The sequence below is a fragment of the Clostridium gelidum genome (genome assembly GCF_019977655.1).
In the GTDB taxonomy this organism is placed as follows: Bacteria; Bacillota; Clostridia; order Clostridiales; family Clostridiaceae; genus Clostridium; species Clostridium gelidum.
Genome location: NZ_AP024849.1, coordinates 727,312 through 744,951 on the forward strand (window position 1 = coordinate 727,312; position 17,640 = coordinate 744,951).

The 17,640-nt window shown below is 29.3% G+C and carries 16 protein-coding genes; 13 read left to right on the forward strand and 3 right to left on the reverse strand.

Annotated elements, in window-relative coordinates:
* The first annotated feature begins 14 nt into the window (after positions 1–14).
* The 3 genes from psyc5s11_RS03480 (at position 15) to psyc5s11_RS03490 (ending at position 5,450) form a co-directional block, all read left to right on the forward strand.
* A complete protein-coding gene (locus psyc5s11_RS03480) occupies positions 15–1,679 on the forward strand; it encodes an alpha-glucosidase (protein WP_224036251.1) in 1,665 nt (554 codons plus the stop codon).
* Between the two features lie 169 nt (positions 1,680–1,848).
* Complete coding sequence (locus tag psyc5s11_RS03485; RefSeq protein ID WP_224036252.1) at positions 1,849–3,495, forward strand: glycoside hydrolase family 13 protein; 1,647 nt, start codon at positions 1,849–1,851, stop codon at positions 3,493–3,495.
* Positions 3,496–3,995: 500 nt separating this feature from the next.
* A complete protein-coding gene (locus psyc5s11_RS03490; protein ID WP_224036253.1) occupies positions 3,996–5,450 on the forward strand; it encodes an IS1182 family transposase in 1,455 nt (484 codons plus the stop codon).
* Between the two features lie 273 nt (positions 5,451–5,723).
* On the opposite strand, the gene psyc5s11_RS03495 is transcribed toward psyc5s11_RS03490, so the two are convergent.
* Together psyc5s11_RS03495 and psyc5s11_RS03500 are read right to left on the reverse strand one after the other, a co-directional pair.
* Positions 5,724–6,173: a hypothetical protein gene (locus psyc5s11_RS03495; protein WP_224036254.1), complete on the reverse strand. Its 450-nt coding sequence runs from the start codon at positions 6,171–6,173 to the stop codon at positions 5,724–5,726.
* Between the two features lie 519 nt (positions 6,174–6,692).
* Positions 6,693–7,547, reverse strand: coding sequence for an AraC family transcriptional regulator (locus psyc5s11_RS03500; RefSeq protein WP_224036255.1), 855 nt, complete (start codon positions 7,545–7,547; stop codon positions 6,693–6,695).
* Positions 7,548–7,704: 157 nt separating this feature from the next.
* On the opposite strand from psyc5s11_RS03500, the gene psyc5s11_RS03505 reads away from it, so the two are divergent.
* Together psyc5s11_RS03505 and psyc5s11_RS03510 are read left to right on the forward strand one after the other, a co-directional pair.
* Positions 7,705–8,493 carry a gluconate 5-dehydrogenase gene (locus psyc5s11_RS03505; protein WP_224036256.1) on the forward strand — a complete coding sequence of 263 codons (789 nt, stop codon included), beginning with the start codon at positions 7,705–7,707 and terminating at the stop codon, positions 8,491–8,493.
* A 58-nt stretch (positions 8,494–8,551) separates the two neighbouring features.
* Positions 8,552–9,190, forward strand: coding sequence for an RpiB/LacA/LacB family sugar-phosphate isomerase (locus psyc5s11_RS03510; protein ID WP_224036257.1), 639 nt, complete (start codon positions 8,552–8,554; stop codon positions 9,188–9,190).
* A gap of 441 nt (positions 9,191–9,631) precedes the next feature.
* On the opposite strand, the gene psyc5s11_RS03515 is transcribed toward psyc5s11_RS03510, so the two are convergent.
* Positions 9,632–10,429: an IclR family transcriptional regulator gene (locus psyc5s11_RS03515; protein ID WP_224036258.1), complete on the reverse strand. Its 798-nt coding sequence runs from the start codon at positions 10,427–10,429 to the stop codon at positions 9,632–9,634.
* Between the two features lie 326 nt (positions 10,430–10,755).
* Between psyc5s11_RS03515 and psyc5s11_RS03520 the strand changes: the two genes are divergently transcribed.
* The 8 genes from psyc5s11_RS03520 to psyc5s11_RS03555 all read left to right on the forward strand — a co-directional run bounded on the left by psyc5s11_RS03520 (position 10,756) and on the right by psyc5s11_RS03555 (position 17,519).
* Positions 10,756–11,703, forward strand: coding sequence for a sugar kinase (locus psyc5s11_RS03520; RefSeq protein ID WP_224036259.1), 948 nt, complete (start codon positions 10,756–10,758; stop codon positions 11,701–11,703).
* Between the two features lie 22 nt (positions 11,704–11,725).
* Positions 11,726–12,352, forward strand: a complete 627-nt coding sequence (locus psyc5s11_RS03525) for a bifunctional 4-hydroxy-2-oxoglutarate aldolase/2-dehydro-3-deoxy-phosphogluconate aldolase (RefSeq protein WP_224036260.1) — start codon at positions 11,726–11,728, stop codon at positions 12,350–12,352.
* A gap of 580 nt (positions 12,353–12,932) precedes the next feature.
* Complete coding sequence (locus tag psyc5s11_RS03530) at positions 12,933–13,346, forward strand: SoxR reducing system RseC family protein (protein ID WP_224036261.1); 414 nt, start codon at positions 12,933–12,935, stop codon at positions 13,344–13,346.
* Positions 13,347–13,380: 34 nt separating this feature from the next.
* Positions 13,381–14,694 carry an electron transport complex subunit RsxC gene (gene rsxC / locus psyc5s11_RS03535; protein WP_224036262.1) on the forward strand — a complete coding sequence of 438 codons (1,314 nt, stop codon included), beginning with the start codon at positions 13,381–13,383 and terminating at the stop codon, positions 14,692–14,694.
* Positions 14,695–14,710: 16 nt separating this feature from the next.
* Positions 14,711–15,751 (forward strand): RnfABCDGE type electron transport complex subunit D, encoded by a 1,041-nt coding sequence (locus psyc5s11_RS03540; protein WP_224036263.1) that lies wholly within the window; start codon positions 14,711–14,713, stop codon positions 15,749–15,751.
* A 4-nt stretch (positions 15,752–15,755) separates the two neighbouring features.
* The gene (locus psyc5s11_RS03545) at positions 15,756–16,319 is read left to right on the forward strand and encodes an RnfABCDGE type electron transport complex subunit G (protein WP_224036264.1); all 564 of its coding nucleotides are present in this window, start codon (positions 15,756–15,758) and stop codon (positions 16,317–16,319) included.
* Position 16,320: 1 nt separating this feature from the next.
* Positions 16,321–16,944 (forward strand): electron transport complex subunit RsxE, encoded by a 624-nt coding sequence (gene rsxE, locus psyc5s11_RS03550; protein ID WP_224036265.1) that lies wholly within the window; start codon positions 16,321–16,323, stop codon positions 16,942–16,944.
* The gene (locus tag psyc5s11_RS03555) at positions 16,944–17,519 is read left to right on the forward strand and encodes an electron transport complex protein RnfA (protein ID WP_224036266.1); all 576 of its coding nucleotides are present in this window, start codon (positions 16,944–16,946) and stop codon (positions 17,517–17,519) included. The genes rsxE and psyc5s11_RS03555 overlap by 1 nt, the downstream gene beginning before the upstream one ends.
* Positions 17,520–17,640 lie beyond the last annotated feature (121 nt).

Sequence of the window (17,640 nt, forward strand, 5' to 3'; positions counted from 1 at the left end):
GGAGGTTTTATATTATGAAAAAATGGTGGCATGATAAAGTAGCCTATCAAATATATCCAAAAAGTTTTTGTGATTCTAATGGAGATGGAATCGGTGATTTAAGAGGAATTATAAGTAAACTTGATTATCTGAAAAAATTAGGAGTAGATATAATTTGGCTTTCACCAATTTATTGTTCTCCAATGGTAGATCAAGGTTATGACATTTCTGATTATTATAATATTGATTCCCAATTTGGTACTATGGAAGATATGGACGAGTTACTAAGAGAAGCTAAAGCAAGAAATATGTATATATTAATGGATTTAGTTGTTAATCATTGTTCTGATAAACATGAGTGGTTTAAAAAAGCATTAGAAGATCCAGAGGGAGAATATGCAGATTATTTTTATTTCCGTGAAGGCAAAGGAAATAAACCGCCTTGTAATTGGAGGTCTTACTTTGGAGGAAGTGTATGGGAAAAGGTACCTAATACAAATAAGTATTATCTTCATGTATTTGCAAAAGAACAACCAGATTTAAATTGGGAAAATCCAAAATTAAAAAATGAAATATATAAAATGATTAATTGGTGGCTTGAAAAAGGACTAGCAGGTTTTAGAATAGATGCTATTATTAATATAAAAAAAGACTTGAGATTTCAGGATTTTCCAGCTGATAGGGAAGATGGACTTTGTAGTATAGATAGAATGTTAGAATCAGCAGAAGGCGTTTTAGATATGTTAAAAGAACTAAAAGAAGAAACTTTTGAAAAGTTTGGTGCCTTTACAGTTGGAGAAGTATTTAATGAGAAAGAAGGAGAACTGTATAAATTTATTGGTAAAGACGGCTATTTCTCTACTATGTTTGATTTTGAAATGGAGATGTTAGGTAAGAGTGAAAAGGGCTGGTACGATAATAGAACTTTTACACCAAATGAATTAAGAACATCTATTTTTGATAGCCAAATAAAAACAGCGGACGTAGGTTTTAAAGCTAATATTATTGAAAATCATGATGAACCAAGAGGGGTAAGTAATTATATTCCAAAGGAAGATCTAAATGATAAAAGTAAGAAAATGCTTGCAGCTATATCTCTTATGCTTAGAGGCATACCATTTATTTATCAAGGACAAGAACTTGGTATGACAAATACCAAAATCAATTCTGTAGAAGAATTTGATGATATTGCAACAATAGATCAATATAATGTAGCAATCAAAGAAGGATGTAGTAAAGAAGAAGCATTAGAAATTGTAAATAATTATAGCAGAGATAATGCTAGAACACCATTTCAATGGGATGATATTGAAAATGCAGGTTTTACAACAGGAACGCCTTGGATTAAAGTTAATAAAAATTATAAAGAAATTAATGCCGCATCACAAGTTGAGAATGAAGATTCTGTATTTAACTTTTATAAGAAACTTATAAATTTAAGAAAATCAGAAGAATTTAAAGATGCAGTTGTATATGGCACATTTGAATCTGTATTAGAAAACTATGATAATTTATTTGCTTTTTATAGAGAAGGATCATCTAAAAAATTAATGTTACTAGCAAATTATCAAAAAGAAGAGCAAACAATTGAATTACCTAAACTATATAGTAAAGTATTACTTAATAATTGTGATGAAGTAAAACATGAAAAGGACAAAATAATACTACAAGGATATCAAGTAATTATTCTTGTAGTTTAATAAGGCACATGAAAATAAATAACAATAATTATTTGTTTTACGAAAAATATACATTATAAGCTTAGTGTATTAGAGGCTAGTATTCATAAGAGTAATGATGAACATTTTAAATAAATCCATAGACGTATTTAAGTTTGAAAAAATTAATAATAAATGAGGAGAATAAATTATGAAAAAGACATGGTGGAAAGAAAGTGTAGTTTATCAAGTATATCCAAGGAGCTTCAATGACTCAAATGGAGATGGAATTGGAGATATAAAAGGTATTACAGAAAAGTTGGATTATTTAAAGGAACTAGGAATTGATGTTATTTGGTTATCACCAGTATATAAATCACCTAATGATGATAATGGATATGATATAAGTGATTATGAAGATATAATGGACGACTTTGGGACAATGGAAGATATGGAGGAGCTACTTAAAGAAGGTAATAAAAGAGGTATAAAAATCCTTATGGATTTAGTTGTTAATCATACTTCTGACGAACATAAATGGTTTATTGAAGCAAAGAAATCAAAGGAAAATCAATATAGGGACTATTATGTATGGAGAGATCCAGTAAATGGTAGAGAACCTAATGATTTAACTTCAGCATTTAGTGGTAGTGCATGGGAGTATGATGAAGAAAGTGGACAATATTATCTGCACTTATTTAGTAAAAAACAACCAGATTTAAACTGGGAAAATGAAGAAGTACGTAGTAGAGTTTATGATATGATGAATTTTTGGATTGATAAAGGTATTGGTGGATTCAGAATGGATGTTATAGAACTTATAGGCAAGATTCCTGATGAAAAAATTATGTCAAATGGACCAAAACTTCATGAATATATTAAAGAAATGAACAAGAAGACTTTTGGTGGTAAAGATTTATTAACTGTTGGAGAAACTTGGGGATCTACTATAGAAATAGCTAAACAATATTCTAATCCAGATGATAGTGAACTTAGTATGATATTTCAATTCGAGCACATTTTATTAGATCAACAACCAGGTAAAGAAAAATGGGATTTAAAACCTTTAGAATTATTAGACTTAAAGAAAGCATTATCAAGATGGCAAACAGGATTAGAAGGAACAGGTTGGAACAGTTTATTTTGGAATAATCATGATTTACCAAGAATAGTTTCAAGATGGGGAAATGATAAAGAATATAGAGTAGAAAGTGCAAAAATGCTTGCTACATTATTACATGGAATGAAGGGGACACCTTATATATATCAAGGTGAAGAACTTGGTATGACTAATGTAAGATTTGAAAGTCTTGATGATTATAAAGATATAGAAAGTCTTAATATGTATAAAGAGAGAAAAGAAAAAGGATATACTCATGAAGAAATAATGGAGTCTATTTACTCAAAAGGAAGAGATAATGCACGTACACCAATGCAATGGAATGAAAGTGAAAATGCAGGATTTACAAGTGCAGAACCATGGATAAAGGTGAATCCTAATTATAAAGAAATAAATGCTGAGTCACAATTAAATGATGAAAATTCTATATTTAACTACTATAAAAAATTAATTAAAATTAGAAAAGCAAATCCAGTAGTTGTGCATGGAGAATATAAACTGATTTTAGAAGAAAATAAAGAAATATTTGCTTATACAAGAACTTTAGAAAATGAAAAATTATTAGTTGTATGTAATTTTACAGAAAATAAGGCGAAGTTTGCTCTTAAAGAACAAATTGAGTTTAAGACTAAAGAACTTTTGATTTCAAATTATGATGCAGATGTAAATGAACCAATAGGAACTATAGATCTTAGACCGTATGAATCTAGAATGTATAAATTAACAGTTCACTGTTGATAAGAAAAAATTTGTTCTTAAAGAAAAAAATAAATTTAAGTCTACAGAACTTTTAATTTCAAATTAAGATGTAGATAAATAAGTAGACTAGCATAGCATATTTAAGAGGGCACTGGAAAAGTCACTTTTTCAATAAAATCTCAACAGAACAATGTGGGTTTGAATGGTGTAAATTTTCAGTGGCTTCCGCATCCAACTGTAGATAATAATTTATAGGAAACATAAGGGTTTAAAAAGCATCTCTTAAGTATAACGGGTTCCGTTTTGAAGTTCTTTTATTGATATATCATTGATATTAGCTTACGGAATCCCACTAATATATGGGTGTAACTAATCTACTATTTAAGCAAAAAAAACACAGGGCATTTCGGAGGCCACTGAAAAAGTGCCCTCACTCTATTTTAAGAATTAAAAAGTATAATTCCAATACGTTTAGTATTGGGAATATGCTTTTTTTGTTATATAATTTATTTATTAAGACTAAGCAAGGTGGTAAATAAATGTTAAAGCAAGCAGCTATGATTTTAAGTCCTTATACAGAGTTATATGATATTATCGTTCCTAAAGATAACATGCTAAGAAAAATCAATGAACTTGTTGACTTTTCTTTTATTTATGAGGAATTAATTAACGTTTATTGTACCAATAACGGACGCGGAGCAATTGATCCTATAAAAATGTTTAAATACTTATTATTAAAAACTATTTTTGATGTTTCAGATGTGGATGTTGTAGAAAGATCAAAATATGATATGTCATTTAAGTATTTTTTAGGTATGGCTCCCGAAGAAGCTGTAATAAATCCTAGTTCATTAACTAAATTTAGAAAATTACGTTTGAAAGATTCTAATCTTTTAGACTTGCTTATAAATAAAACAGTTGAAATAGCTTTAGACAAACAGATTATAAAAAGTAAATCAATTATAGTAGATTCAACTCATACACAAGCAAGGTATAACCAAAAGTCTCCTAGAGAAATTCTTTTAGAGTACTCTAAAAGACTACGAAAATCCGTTTATGCAGTAGATGAGACAATGAAAAGCAAATTTCCTCCAAAGATCAATAATGGAATTTTGGAAGATGAAATAAACTACTGTGAGAAACTAATTAGCGTTATTTTGGAAGATGAAATTATTTCTAGTTACCCAAATGTAAAAGAAAAAATTAATATGTTAAAAGAACTAGTACAAGATGATATAGAGCAACTTAATCTTTCTAAAGATGTAGATGCGAAAGTAGGACCTAAAACTGCTGATACATCATTCTTTGGATATAAAACTCATATTGCTATGACTGAAGAAAGAATCATTACTGCAGCTACAGTAACTACTGGTGAAAAACATGACGGAAAGCAATTACAAAATTTAGTTGAGAATAGTAAACAAGCTGGAATTCAAGTAGAAAATATTATTGGTGATGCTGCTTATTCAGAGAAAGAAAATATAAATTATGCTAGCAAAAAAGAAATCAAATTAATATCTAAATTAAGTAAGGCTGTAACACACGGTAACAGAAGAAATGAGGATAAATTCCAATTCAATAAAGATGCGGAGATGTATGTTTGCAAAGCCGGCCATATGGCCATTCGAAAAGCGAAGCAAGGTAAAAAGAATGTAGGTAGAAATCAAACTGAAACATATTATTTTGATATAGATAAATGTAAAAGATGCTCAATAAAAGAAGGATGCTATAAAGATGGATCAAAAGCAAAAACATATTCCATTTCTATAAAATCACTATCTCATGAGGAACAAATTAAATTTCAAGAAAGTGAATACTTTAAGGAAAAAGCTAAAGAACGATATAAAATTGAAGCTAAAAACAGTGAACTTAAGCACCGACATGGATATGATGTTGCATCATCTTCAGGTCTAGTTGGCATGGAATTACAAGGAGCAATGACAATATTTGCTGTAAATATTAAAAGGATTCTAACTTTAATGAAGGAGAAATAACAATAAGATAGCAACTAATAACCTTTATAAATTAAATATTTTCTTTTTAAATGTAAAAAATAGGATTCTACTTAACTGATTTAAACAGTTGAATAAAATCCTATTTTTTATTTATCTGAAACACTAAAAAAGCATAGCTTTTTCAGTGGCCTCGCATTTCGCTTGTGTTTTTTACTTAGTATTAGTCTATGTTTAAAAATATTGTTAAAACAAAATAATTTCTAAGGGGAATCAAATATCTTACCTTAATTCACATAATACGTATATTTAGAACTATGCTTTATATTTTATAGTATCCTTTTTTATATTGTCACTTTTCACTTTTTCTTCTTCTTTTAATCGGTTGTACCTATTCTTGCTTATAACCCAACCAAAAGAATTGTATGCACCTAATACAACACCCATTAACAAATAATCAAGTAATTCCAGTTGACTTAGTTCATATCCATACCCGTTGCGTTGGCACAATATAATAACTATTCCCAATATACCCGTTATAACAGTATAAGAAATAATATTAATAATGATATACTTTATCAAACCTCTTTCTTGTGTTTTTCCCCAAGATTTAATGAAACTTTCATCATCGCTATAAAATATCTTTGAAATTTTACTTACCTTTATTTTGTTTGTAGTGACGAGGTATTGGCAAATGTATTGGCAAATTAGACTTATAACTATAAAAGCAACAAGAGCAATAAGTATTATTTCCGATGTTTGCATATCAATTTCCACCTCTCTAAAAGTTATATAAATTAATATTTTATTTAATCTTACAATAGTTTACTAATTATACTATACTTATTTACCAAATATCAATATTAATTTCAAGTATTTAGCATAATTATATATAAATTGTTCCCTGGTTTGAACTTCTTTAACTTTGTGTCAGAATAAGATGTATGTGCCTTAACTTATAAATGTTACATATCTTAGGTAAGCTTATTTACAAGTCCGTGCTATAACTTCTCAGGTTATAATTTTTGTTCCTTACTATGTGGTAAATTACTAAAATAATCGCACAAGGAATCACACTGTTAATAAATTTATTAACAGTGCGATTATTGATGATAAAATTAGAAAAAATATGGGAGAAGTACATTTAAACAAAGCTATGCCACCAAAAACTCTATGATGAAATCATAGAGTTTTATTAATGCGAAAATGAATGATATTTTATAAAAAGAGCTTCAAAGTGGAACCCGTTATCTTAAGTAGATGCTTTTTCTTTTTTTGTTAAATCTAATTCATACTAAAAGTAGAATATTTTTTAGGAGAAACGCCAACAGCTTTTTTAAATGACTTTAAAAAGTTGCTATAATCATTAAATCCACATTCAATATATACATCACTAATACTTGAACCATTTGAAAGCAGAGATTTAGCTATAGATATTCTTCTTGCAGTAATATATTTATTTATAGTGGTGCCAGTAGCCAATTTAAAAATTCTACAAATATATGATTCACTTAAAAAAAAGTGTTCTGCCAAATGTGTAATGGTAATGTTTTCTATAACATGGTCATTGATATAGCCAATTATTTCTTGAATTTTATTGTTATACTTATAACAGGATAACAATGAGTCCTTATTATCTACAAATGCTTTAGTTAAATTAGTCATAAGTTCTATAAAACTTGAATACTCAATCATATCAGAACCAAAACCTTCACAGCTTGCAATTTTATTTATAAAATACATAAATCTATTTTGCTGTTCTTTATCAAATTCAAGTTTATGGCTAAAATTTTCATCACGATGTGTAAAACAATAGCTTAAATCTGTTTTAGTAGTAGAGATAGATTTTAAAAAGTCAGGATGGATAGAAATTACTATTCTCTCATGAATCATTTTACTTATTTGAGAAACATAGTGACTTTCAAACTGATTTATAACAAATAAGTCTCCTGGATTAATATCGTAAAGTTTATTATCAATTAAAAATTGTTTTCCACCAGAAATAGAATAATAAACTTCATAACAATCATGTATATGAATTGCCATAGTTTCTTCTTCACTATGTAGATGTGCAATTGAAAAATATTTGTTTTCTATACAATTATTAATAGATTTCTTACAAGATGTAAGTTCTTTCATTAAAATCACCTCATTAAATAATGACTTATTAATATTTATTATACTTATTACTTCAATATTTGCAACATTTTGATGAATATATCACAAGAAATAGTGAAAATATAATAGTATAATGAAATTATCAAATAAGTATTATGAATTCAAGGAGGAATATTTCATGAATATAAATAAGAATTTTTCATTAGAAGGTAAGATAGCATTAGTAACAGGGGCAGCATATGGTATTGGATTTGCACTTGCAAAATCTTATGCACAAGCAGGAGCAACAATAGTATTTAATGATATTAATCAAGAATTGGTTGATAAGGGATTAAAATCATACGAAGAATTAGGAATAAAAGCTTTTGGATATGTATGTGATGTTACAAATGAACCAAAGGTAATGGAATTAGTTGAAACAATAGAAAAAGAAGTTGGAGTAATTGATATTCTAGTAAATAATGCAGGAATAATTAAGCGTATTCCAATGCTTGAAATGAAAGCAGAAGAATTCAGACAAGTTATAGATGTAGATTTAACTGCACCATTTATAGTAGCTAAAGCTGTAATACCTGGAATGATTAAAAAAGGACATGGAAAAATAATAAATATATGTTCTATGATGAGTGAACTTGGAAGAGAAACTGTTTCAGCTTATGCAGCTGCTAAAGGTGGACTTAAGATGCTAACAAAAAATATTGCATCTGAATATGGTGAATATAATATCCAATGTAACGGACTTGGACCTGGATATATAGAAACACCTCAAACTGCACCAATTAGAACACCAGGACATCCATTTAACGAATTTATAATAGCAAAGACTCCAGCTGCACGTTGGGGAAAACCAGAAGATTTAGCAGGACCAGCTGTATTCTTAGCATCGGATGCATCAGATTTTGTTAATGGACATATTTTATATGTAGATGGTGGAATTTTAGCTTACATTGGAAAACAACCACAATAATAATTAAAATAATAAAATAACAGTAAAAGAAAAACTAATAATTAGGAGGAAAACAAAAATGAAAATTGCTTTAATAAATGAAAATAGCCAAGCGGCAAAAAATGAAATGATATACGCATCATTAAAAAAGATAGTAGAACCAAAGGGACATGAAGTATTCAATTATGGAATGTATAGTGCAGAAGACCCAGCAGTATTAACATATGTTCAAAATGGTATTTTAGCAGCTATTCTTTTAAATTCAGGAGCAGCTGATTATGTGATAACTGGATGTGGAACAGGAGAAGGTGCAATGCTTGCAGCTAATTCATTCCCAGGAGTATTATGTGGTCATATAGTAGATCCTTCAGATGCTTATATGTTTGCACAAATTAATGATGGAAATGCAATTGCATTGCCTTTTGCAAAAGGATTTGGATGGGGAGCTGAATTAAACTTAGAATACATTTTTGAAAAGTTATTCCAAGGTGAAAGTGGACAAGGGTATCCAAAAGACAGAGTTATACCAGAACAAAGAAATAAAAAGATATTAGATGAAGTTAAAAAAGTAACTCATAAAGATATGGTAACAATTTTAAAAGAAATAGATCAAGATTTATTAAAGGGTGCTGTAAGTGGAGAAAAATTCAAAGAGTATTTCTTTAATAATTGCAAATGTAAAGAAATAGAATCTTATATTAGAAGTATAGTAGAATAATAAAATTATAATCAGTTTGTAATTTAAATTAATGATAACATTAACGATATATAATATTATTTAATTATATATATATGTTGCAATAAAATTTTCACATATCTCTTAACCCGCATTTTACAAGCAAATTCTAAAATTCTAAAGTTCTTTAGAATATTAGAGTTTTAGAATTCCTAATTGTAAAATCATTATTGAAACTTATATAGATATTAATAAAAAAAATTAATCATAGCCTTATCAAGTAGAAATTTTAATTCTATCGCTATATACTTGATAGGGCTAAAAATAAATATAAAATTTAATAGTATTGATAGTGTCTATTTTAAATTATTATTGTAATTTAAAAAGAGATAGTAAGTTTTATAATAATATTTTCATTAATATATTTTACGGTTATGTTCAGTATATTCAAGCAGATATTTTTAGGTGTGATGTAATAAAATATTAAGAAGGTAAATACCCCATTAACTTACTAATATTTTTAGCAATATTCATGAATTCAGTTTTATATTTTAATAAATCATCCATAGTATTAAAAAGAGTTACAGATGAAAGACTAGTAGCTGCAATAATTTTATTAGTTCTATCAAAAATAGGAACAGCTATGCATATAACGCCAGTATCACATTCAATATTATCGAGTGAATATAAATTCTTTCTTATATCATGAATTTCATCTATAAGTACATTAATATCAGTTATAGTGTTTTCGGCGTATTTAACAAATTCAGTATCTTTTAACAATTCTCTTATTTTATCATCAGGATATTGAGATAATAATAACTTACCAGAAGCAGTACAGTAAATTGGTGCTTTTTTACCTATGCTTGAAGACATTGTTATGTTTCTACTAGGATTTTCAGCTGATACTTTATCTACATATATTATATTAGAATATGATTCATCAGGAATACAAAGATGTATGACTTCATCAACTTTATTTGCAAAGTCATGTATGTAAGGTCTAGAAATACTTATTAAATCCATACTGTTTATCATAGACGTGGATAGATTAAGTACTTTTATATCAAGTTGATATTTATCATTGTCTTTGTTTTGGGTAACATATTTTTTATATTTTAAAGTTGTGATAATTCTATGTATAGTGCTTTTACTTAATCCTAAAGTTTTTGATAATTCTCCAATTCCACAACCTTTTGGATATTCTGCTAAACAATCAAGTATGTCTAGTGCACGTTCTACAGACTGAACTAAATTAATATTATTTGAATCCTCAGACATATTAAATCCTCCATGCATAATTATTTTCTTTATACTACATTGTAATATTTAATATAGATTTTAACAAATAAAAAAATTATAAGTTTTTATTGTAGTATTATTGACAATTAGGAGTGGAAATATTAAAATAACATTATACAATGAAACAACGTTCCACAATGCGGAACTAAAGCGGACCTAGAAACAGATATATAATATTCCTTGATTATATGTAATATTAACCCTAAAAATCAAGAATAGCCTTATCAAGTGTAAATTCTAATTCTATCTCTACATACTTGATAATGCTAAAAATAAAAATATAAGTTGAAAGTGGTGTATTATTCATGGATGTAATTACTATAGGAGATGCAATGATTGCAATGTGTCCAAAGCAAAAAGGGCCAATAATATTTTGTAATACTTTTGAAAGAAAAACAGGTGGAGCAGAATTAAATGTTGCAATAGGTTGTGCAAGATTAGGATTGAAATCAGGTTGGATAAGCAGACTTGGTAATGACGACTTTGGAAAATATATATTAAAAACTGTACGCGGAGAGGGTATTGATATTTCAGAAGTTAAACTTGTAGATGGATATCCAACTTCAGTATATTTTAGAGAAGTTTTATCTGATGGATCTAGTAGATCATTTTATTATAGAGAAAAGTCTCCAACTAGCACAATGAATGCTAAAGAGTTAAATGAAGAATATTTTAAAAATGCAAAAATACTTCATATTACAGGAGTTTTTCCTTCAATTAATATGAATAATAGAGAAGTAATATTAGAAGCAGTAAAACTCGCAAAGAAAAATAATTTAATAATATCATTTGACCCAAATATTAGATTAAAAATGTGGAGTAAGGAAGAAGCAAAAACTTACATAGACAAACTTTTACCTTATGTGGATATTCTTTTAATAGGTGATGAAGAAATAGAAATATTATTAGAAGAAACTAATATAGAAAAAGCAATAAAAACTTTCCACGGTTATGGAATAGGAAAGGTTATTGTTAAAAAAGGAGCAAAAGGGGCAATAGGTTCAGATGGAGAAAATGTTTATGATGTAGAAGGTATTAAACCGAAAGCTTTAGTTGATACAGTAGGTGCAGGAGATGGATTCGCAGCAGGATTTTTAACAGCATTACTTAAAGGTGAAACATTAGAAAATACTATAAGATTTGCAAATGCGGTTGGATCTTTAGTAGTAGGTGTCGAAGGTGATAACGAAGGACTTCCTTATTATGATGAGGTTTTAGTTCACTTAGGACAATCAAAAAAAATAGAGCGTTAAAATAATAAATGAGGTGTAAAAGATGTTTGAAGAAATTTATAATACTTTAAAAGAAGAAAAAGCAGTAGCTGTTATTAGAACTAAGACATATGAAGAAGCAAAAGAAATTAGTATAGCAGCTATTGAAGGTGGAATGAAGATTATAGAAGTAACTATGAGTGTGCCAAATGCACCAAAACTTATAAAAGAATTAAAGGGCGAATATAAAGGTGCATGTGTTGGAGCAGGAACAGTTTTAACTAAAGACGCTGTAGACGAATGTATTAAGAATAATGCTGATTTTATTGTATCTCCTTGTCTTGATGAAGATGTGCTAGCATATGCAATTCAAAGAAAAGCATTAATGATTCCAGGACTTATGACAATGTCAGAAATAAACAAAGTTTATAAAATGGGATTAAGATTTATAAAGATATTCCCAGGAAATGTTGTTGGAAAAGGATTAATAGGAGCAGCAAAATCAATCTTCCCAGATATTAGTATAATGCCTACAGGTGGAGTAAACAAAGATAATATAAATGAATGGATACAAGCTGGAGCAGACTGTAGTGGTATTGGCAGTGATTTAAATAAAGTATATAAAAGTAATGGGGCTGAAGGCGTAAAAGAATATTGTGCTGAAGTTATCAAGAACGTAAAAAAATTATAATAAATTAGAATTTCAAATAGTAGTGATTAATTTTATTTTAAATAGAGTTAATCACTACTTTTAGGTTAAGAAAAACATAATAAGGCACATTAAAGAAAAGCAGCCATGCTGCATATAAGAATATTTATGGCAAATGGACTTGTTATTTTTTTGATTGTGCCTAAGCAAATAATAGAAAATTTCATACAAAAAAGATAGAGTATAAGGTGTGTTATTTAATTCACTAGATAGGTAATTATTGCTTGAATTACATTATATAAATAAAAAATTAGAAGAATGTCCAAAATTCCTTAAAATAGAAGAAAGTAAAAATAATTTATTAGTGAGCTTTCTTGTGAATTAAGACAACACAACACTTACTGTATAATATAAAACTAAGCATGAATCATATATGTAACAATGCCTAATGTAAAATCATTTTAAAATAGCTAATTTTGGCGAATTAAGATTGTTAAAAAAATAGCTATTCTTTAAAAATTTGAAATCAAGGCTTATAATAATACTGAAATACTAAATTACGACATGAGTCTATTGAAATAAACGTAATAATTTAATAATAGTTTTAAGGGGTCTGATAAAAATGAAAACAGAACAAGGTCTTGTAATTGAGGTAATTGATAATATTACCAAAATTAAAGTTGGAAGACATAGTGACTGTAGTAATTGTGGAGGTTGTCCAGGCAGCGATAGTGTAATTATAAGTGCAAATAATAAAATAGGGGCCAAAGTTGGAGATAGGGTGACATTTGAAATGAAAGAAGTTGACGTTTTAAAAGGGGCCTTTATTGTTTTTGTTTTGCCACTAATTATTGCATTTATGGGTGCAATATTGGGAGGGTTTATAGGAACATACATTGGATCTAATATAAACAGTTCTCGAATTATAGGTGGAATAACTGCTTTTTTATTATCAATGATATTTGTAAAGTTATTTGATAGAGCTGCAACTGCAAGTGAAAAGTCAAAACCAGAAATTATTAGTATTTTATCGTAAATATTTTAAAAACATAATGAAGAGGTGATTGTTAATGTTAAAGCGTTTTCTAGGAGGAATTCATCCTAAAGATAGTAAAGTATACACTATGGACAAAGTTATTGAAATGCCACCTTTACCTTCGGAGGTAGTTATTCCTATGAGTCAGCATATAGGAGCTCCTTGTACACCATTAGTTAAGGTTGGCGACATAGTTAAGAAGGGACAAGTTATAGCTGAAAGTGATGCTTTTATGCATAGTCCAGTGCATGCATCAATTTCTGGAGAAGTTATTAAGATTGCAGAAATGCCACATGCGTCTAGAGTTAGTTGTTTATCAATTGTTATTAAAAATGATGGTTTAGATGAATGGGCTCCAGGCATTCCGTTACATCGTGAATGGGATAAACTAGAGACAAAAGAAATTCTTGATATTATCAAAGGAGCAGGAGCAGTTGGAATGGGAGGAGCTACGTTCCCAACACATATCAAACTTTCTCCAAACAAGGAAGTAGATGTTTTAATTATTAATGCAGCTGAATGTGAACCTTATCTAACAGCAGATTATAGGATGATGCTTGAATATGCTAATCGTATAGTTACAGGTGTTAAAATTGCTATGAAAGTTCTTGGAGTTAGTAAATGTTTTATAGGAATAGAGGATAATAAGCCAGAGGCTGTAAAGGTTATGAAAGATGCCTTTAAAGGAACCAATATTGAAGTTGTAGCACTACCTACAAAGTATCCTCAAGGTGCAGAAAAAATGTTAATAAAAGTACTGACAGATCGTGAAGTTCCAGCTGGTGGATTACCTATGGATGTTGGTGTTGTAGTACAAAATGTTGGTACTGCAGTTGCAATTTGTGATGCTGTAGTTAGTGGGATTCCGTTAATAGAAAGGGTTACCACTGTTTCTGGAGATTCAATTAAGGAACCTAAAAATTTATTATTGAGAATAGGGACTAGCTATGACTATGTAATGGATTATTGCGGAGGATTTAGTAAAACTCCTGAAAAAATAATTTCTGGAGGACCTATGATGGGCATGGCTCAATTTACATTAGATGTACCTGTAATTAAAGGAACATCTGGTATATTGGCTTTAAGCTCAGATGTGGTAAATTCCGGAGAAGAGTCTCCTTGTATTAGATGCGGTAGATGTGTCAAAGCATGTCCTATGGGATTAGTACCAAGTATGTTAAGTATATTAGGTGAACGTAATAAATTTAAAGAAGCTAAAGAAGAATATGGTTTATTTAATTGTATAGAATGTGGAAGTTGTGTGTATACATGTCCTGCAAAACGTAATATTGTACAATATATAAAATATTCGAAAGCACAAAATCTTGCACAATCGGCAAAGAAATAGGGAGGGAAGGGATAAAATGAGTTCAGAAACTAATGTAATTCAAGAAAGTAAATTACAAAACATTAAGCCAAAGGAAATTCAAGTACAGGATAAAAAATTTACTGTTTCAGCATCGCCACATATTAGATGTAATGAATCAATTTCAAAGATAATGTGGAATGTAAATATAGCTTTGGCACCCGCAGCTGTCTTTTCAGCATTTTATTTTGGTTTTCCTGCATTAATAAATATGTTAGTAGGAATAATTTCAGCAGTTGTATGTGAGTATTTACTACAAAAGTTTAGTGAAAAAAAGATTACAGCATTTGATGGAAGTGCATTTATAACGGGTCTTTTGTTATCAATGTCTCTTCCACCAACGTTACCACCTTATATGGTAGCAATTGGTTCAGTTATAGCTATAGTTATAGCTAAACACTCAATGGGTGGACTTGGTTTTAATATTTTTAATCCTGCTCATATTGGAAGAGCAGCGTTAATGGTATCTTGGCCAGTTGCGATGACTACTTGGACAAAAATGACAACTTCAGTAGATGTAGTTACTAGTGCAACACCATTAAATATATTAAAACAACAAGGTTATGAAGCTTTAATTAATACCTTTGGAAGCAATGCAGAAATGTATAAGAATATGTTCCTTGGTACAAGAAACGGAAGTTTAGGTGAAACTTCTACAGTATTACTTCTTATTGGAGGAATATATCTTATATATAAAGGCTATATTAATTGGCAAGTTCCTGTTTGTATGATTGGAACAGTAGGAATACTTACTTGGATTTTTGGACCTGCAGGTTTATTTACTGGTGATCCATTCTTTCACATGATGGCTGGAGGTTTAATACTCGGAGCATTCTTCATGGCAACAGATATGGTAACTATTCCAATTACTACAAAAGGTCAAATAATTTTTGCAGTTGGAGCTGGTGCAATAACTGTATTAATTAGATTAAAAGGTGGTTATCCAGAAGGCGTTTGTTATTCACTTTTGTTAATGAATGCTGTGACACCATTAATTGATCGTTTCGTAAAACCAAAGAGTTTTGGATCAAGGGGGTAGTAAAATGTCAGAAGTAGTTGTTAAGAAAGAAGAGTCTATTTATAAGGTAGCAATAAACTTAATAGGAGCTTGCTTAATTTCAGGAGTAATAATAGCAATAGTATATTTTATTACAGCACCTATTGCAGTAGAAAAAAATGAAATGATGAAACAACAATCGATGAAATCATTAGTCAAAGATGCAGATACTTTTAAAGAAGTATCAGGTAAAGAAGAATGGTTTACTGCTGAAAAAGATGGAAAAGTAATTGCTTATGTAATACCTGGCGAAAGTAAGGGATACGGTGGAGCAATTAAAATGCTTGTAGCTGTTGATAAAGATGGAAAAGTACTTGATTATAGTATACTTACAAGTAATGAGACACCTGGTCTTGGATCGAAAGCGGCAGAAGAACCTTTTAAAGGTCAATTTAAAGGTAAGCAAGCAGAAGCTTTGACTGTAACAAAGGATGCTTCTAATAAAGAAAATATTCAAGCTATGACAGGAGCAACTATTTCATCTAAAGCTGTAACACTTGCTGTTAAAAATGCAGTAGAAGAAGTAGTACAGTTTACAGGAGGTAAATAATATGAAAGAATTATGGAAAATTTTCTCTAAAGGTTTAGTTGATGAAAATCCAATATTTATATTGGCTTTAAGTCTTTGTCCAGCACTAGCTGTTACAACTTCAGTTATAAATGGACTAGCTATGGGATTAACAGTATTATTTGTTATTACAGCTAATAATGCAGTAGTCTCAATAACACGTAAGTGGGTAAATCAAAAGGTTAGAGTGCCTGTTTATATAACATCAATTGCAACTATAGTAACAGTTGTACAGCTTGTATTGCAAGCTATTGCCCCAGCTTTATATAAAGAACTTGGAGTATATTTATCATTAGTAGTAGTATTTGCAATAATACTAGCAAGAGCTGAAGTATTTGCTTCAAAGAATAAGGTTATTCCATCTATGCTCGATGGGCTTGGCATGGGTTGTGGATTTACAATAGCTATGCTTGCAATATCTGCAATAAGAGAAATTATTGGTAATGGAACAATTTTAGGAATTTCAGTATTTGGATCTGGGTATAATCCAGCTTTAATTATGATTTTGCCACCTGGTGCATTTATATTAATTGGCTATATGATGGGAGCCATTAAAATTTATATGAAGCGTAAAGACGACAAGAGATTAAAAGGGAGTGAATCATAATGAAAGAATATTTAACGCTGTTTATAGGTTCAGTAGTTGTAAATAACTTTGTTTTAACAAAATTTTTAGGCTTATGTATATTCTTTGGAGTTTCTAAAAGTCTAAATGCATCTGTAGGAATGGGTATGGCAGTTACCTCTGTTATAACGCTTAGTTCAATGCTAGCATGGGTAGTATATCATTTTGTACTTCTACCATATGGTTTGACATTTTTAACAACAATTGTTTTTGTAGTACTTATAGCAAGTTTTGTACAATTGTTGGAGTTAATAATAAAAAAACAAGCTCCTGCTTTATATAGTATGTGGGGTATTTACCTTGTTTTAATAGCAACAAATTGTATAGTATTATCTGTTCCACTTTTAAGTGTAGAATCTAATTATACATTTGGTATGAGTGTAGTTTTTGCAATTGGATCGGGTATGGGATTTGCACTTGCACTTATGCTTATGGCAAGTCTAAGAGAAAAATTAGTAAATGCAGATGTGCCAAAGGCACTAGAAGGAACAGGAATAGCATTTATTTTAGCTGGTATGTTATCATTAGCATTCTTTGGATTTTCAGGAATGATATGATCAATTAACAATTAACAAAGGACAATTGACAATTAAGGAATAAAATTAAAACGTTTTTGAAAATATTCGCAGATAAAGAAAGCGTGAAACACCATAAAAACTTAAAGATATTCGGAAGGAA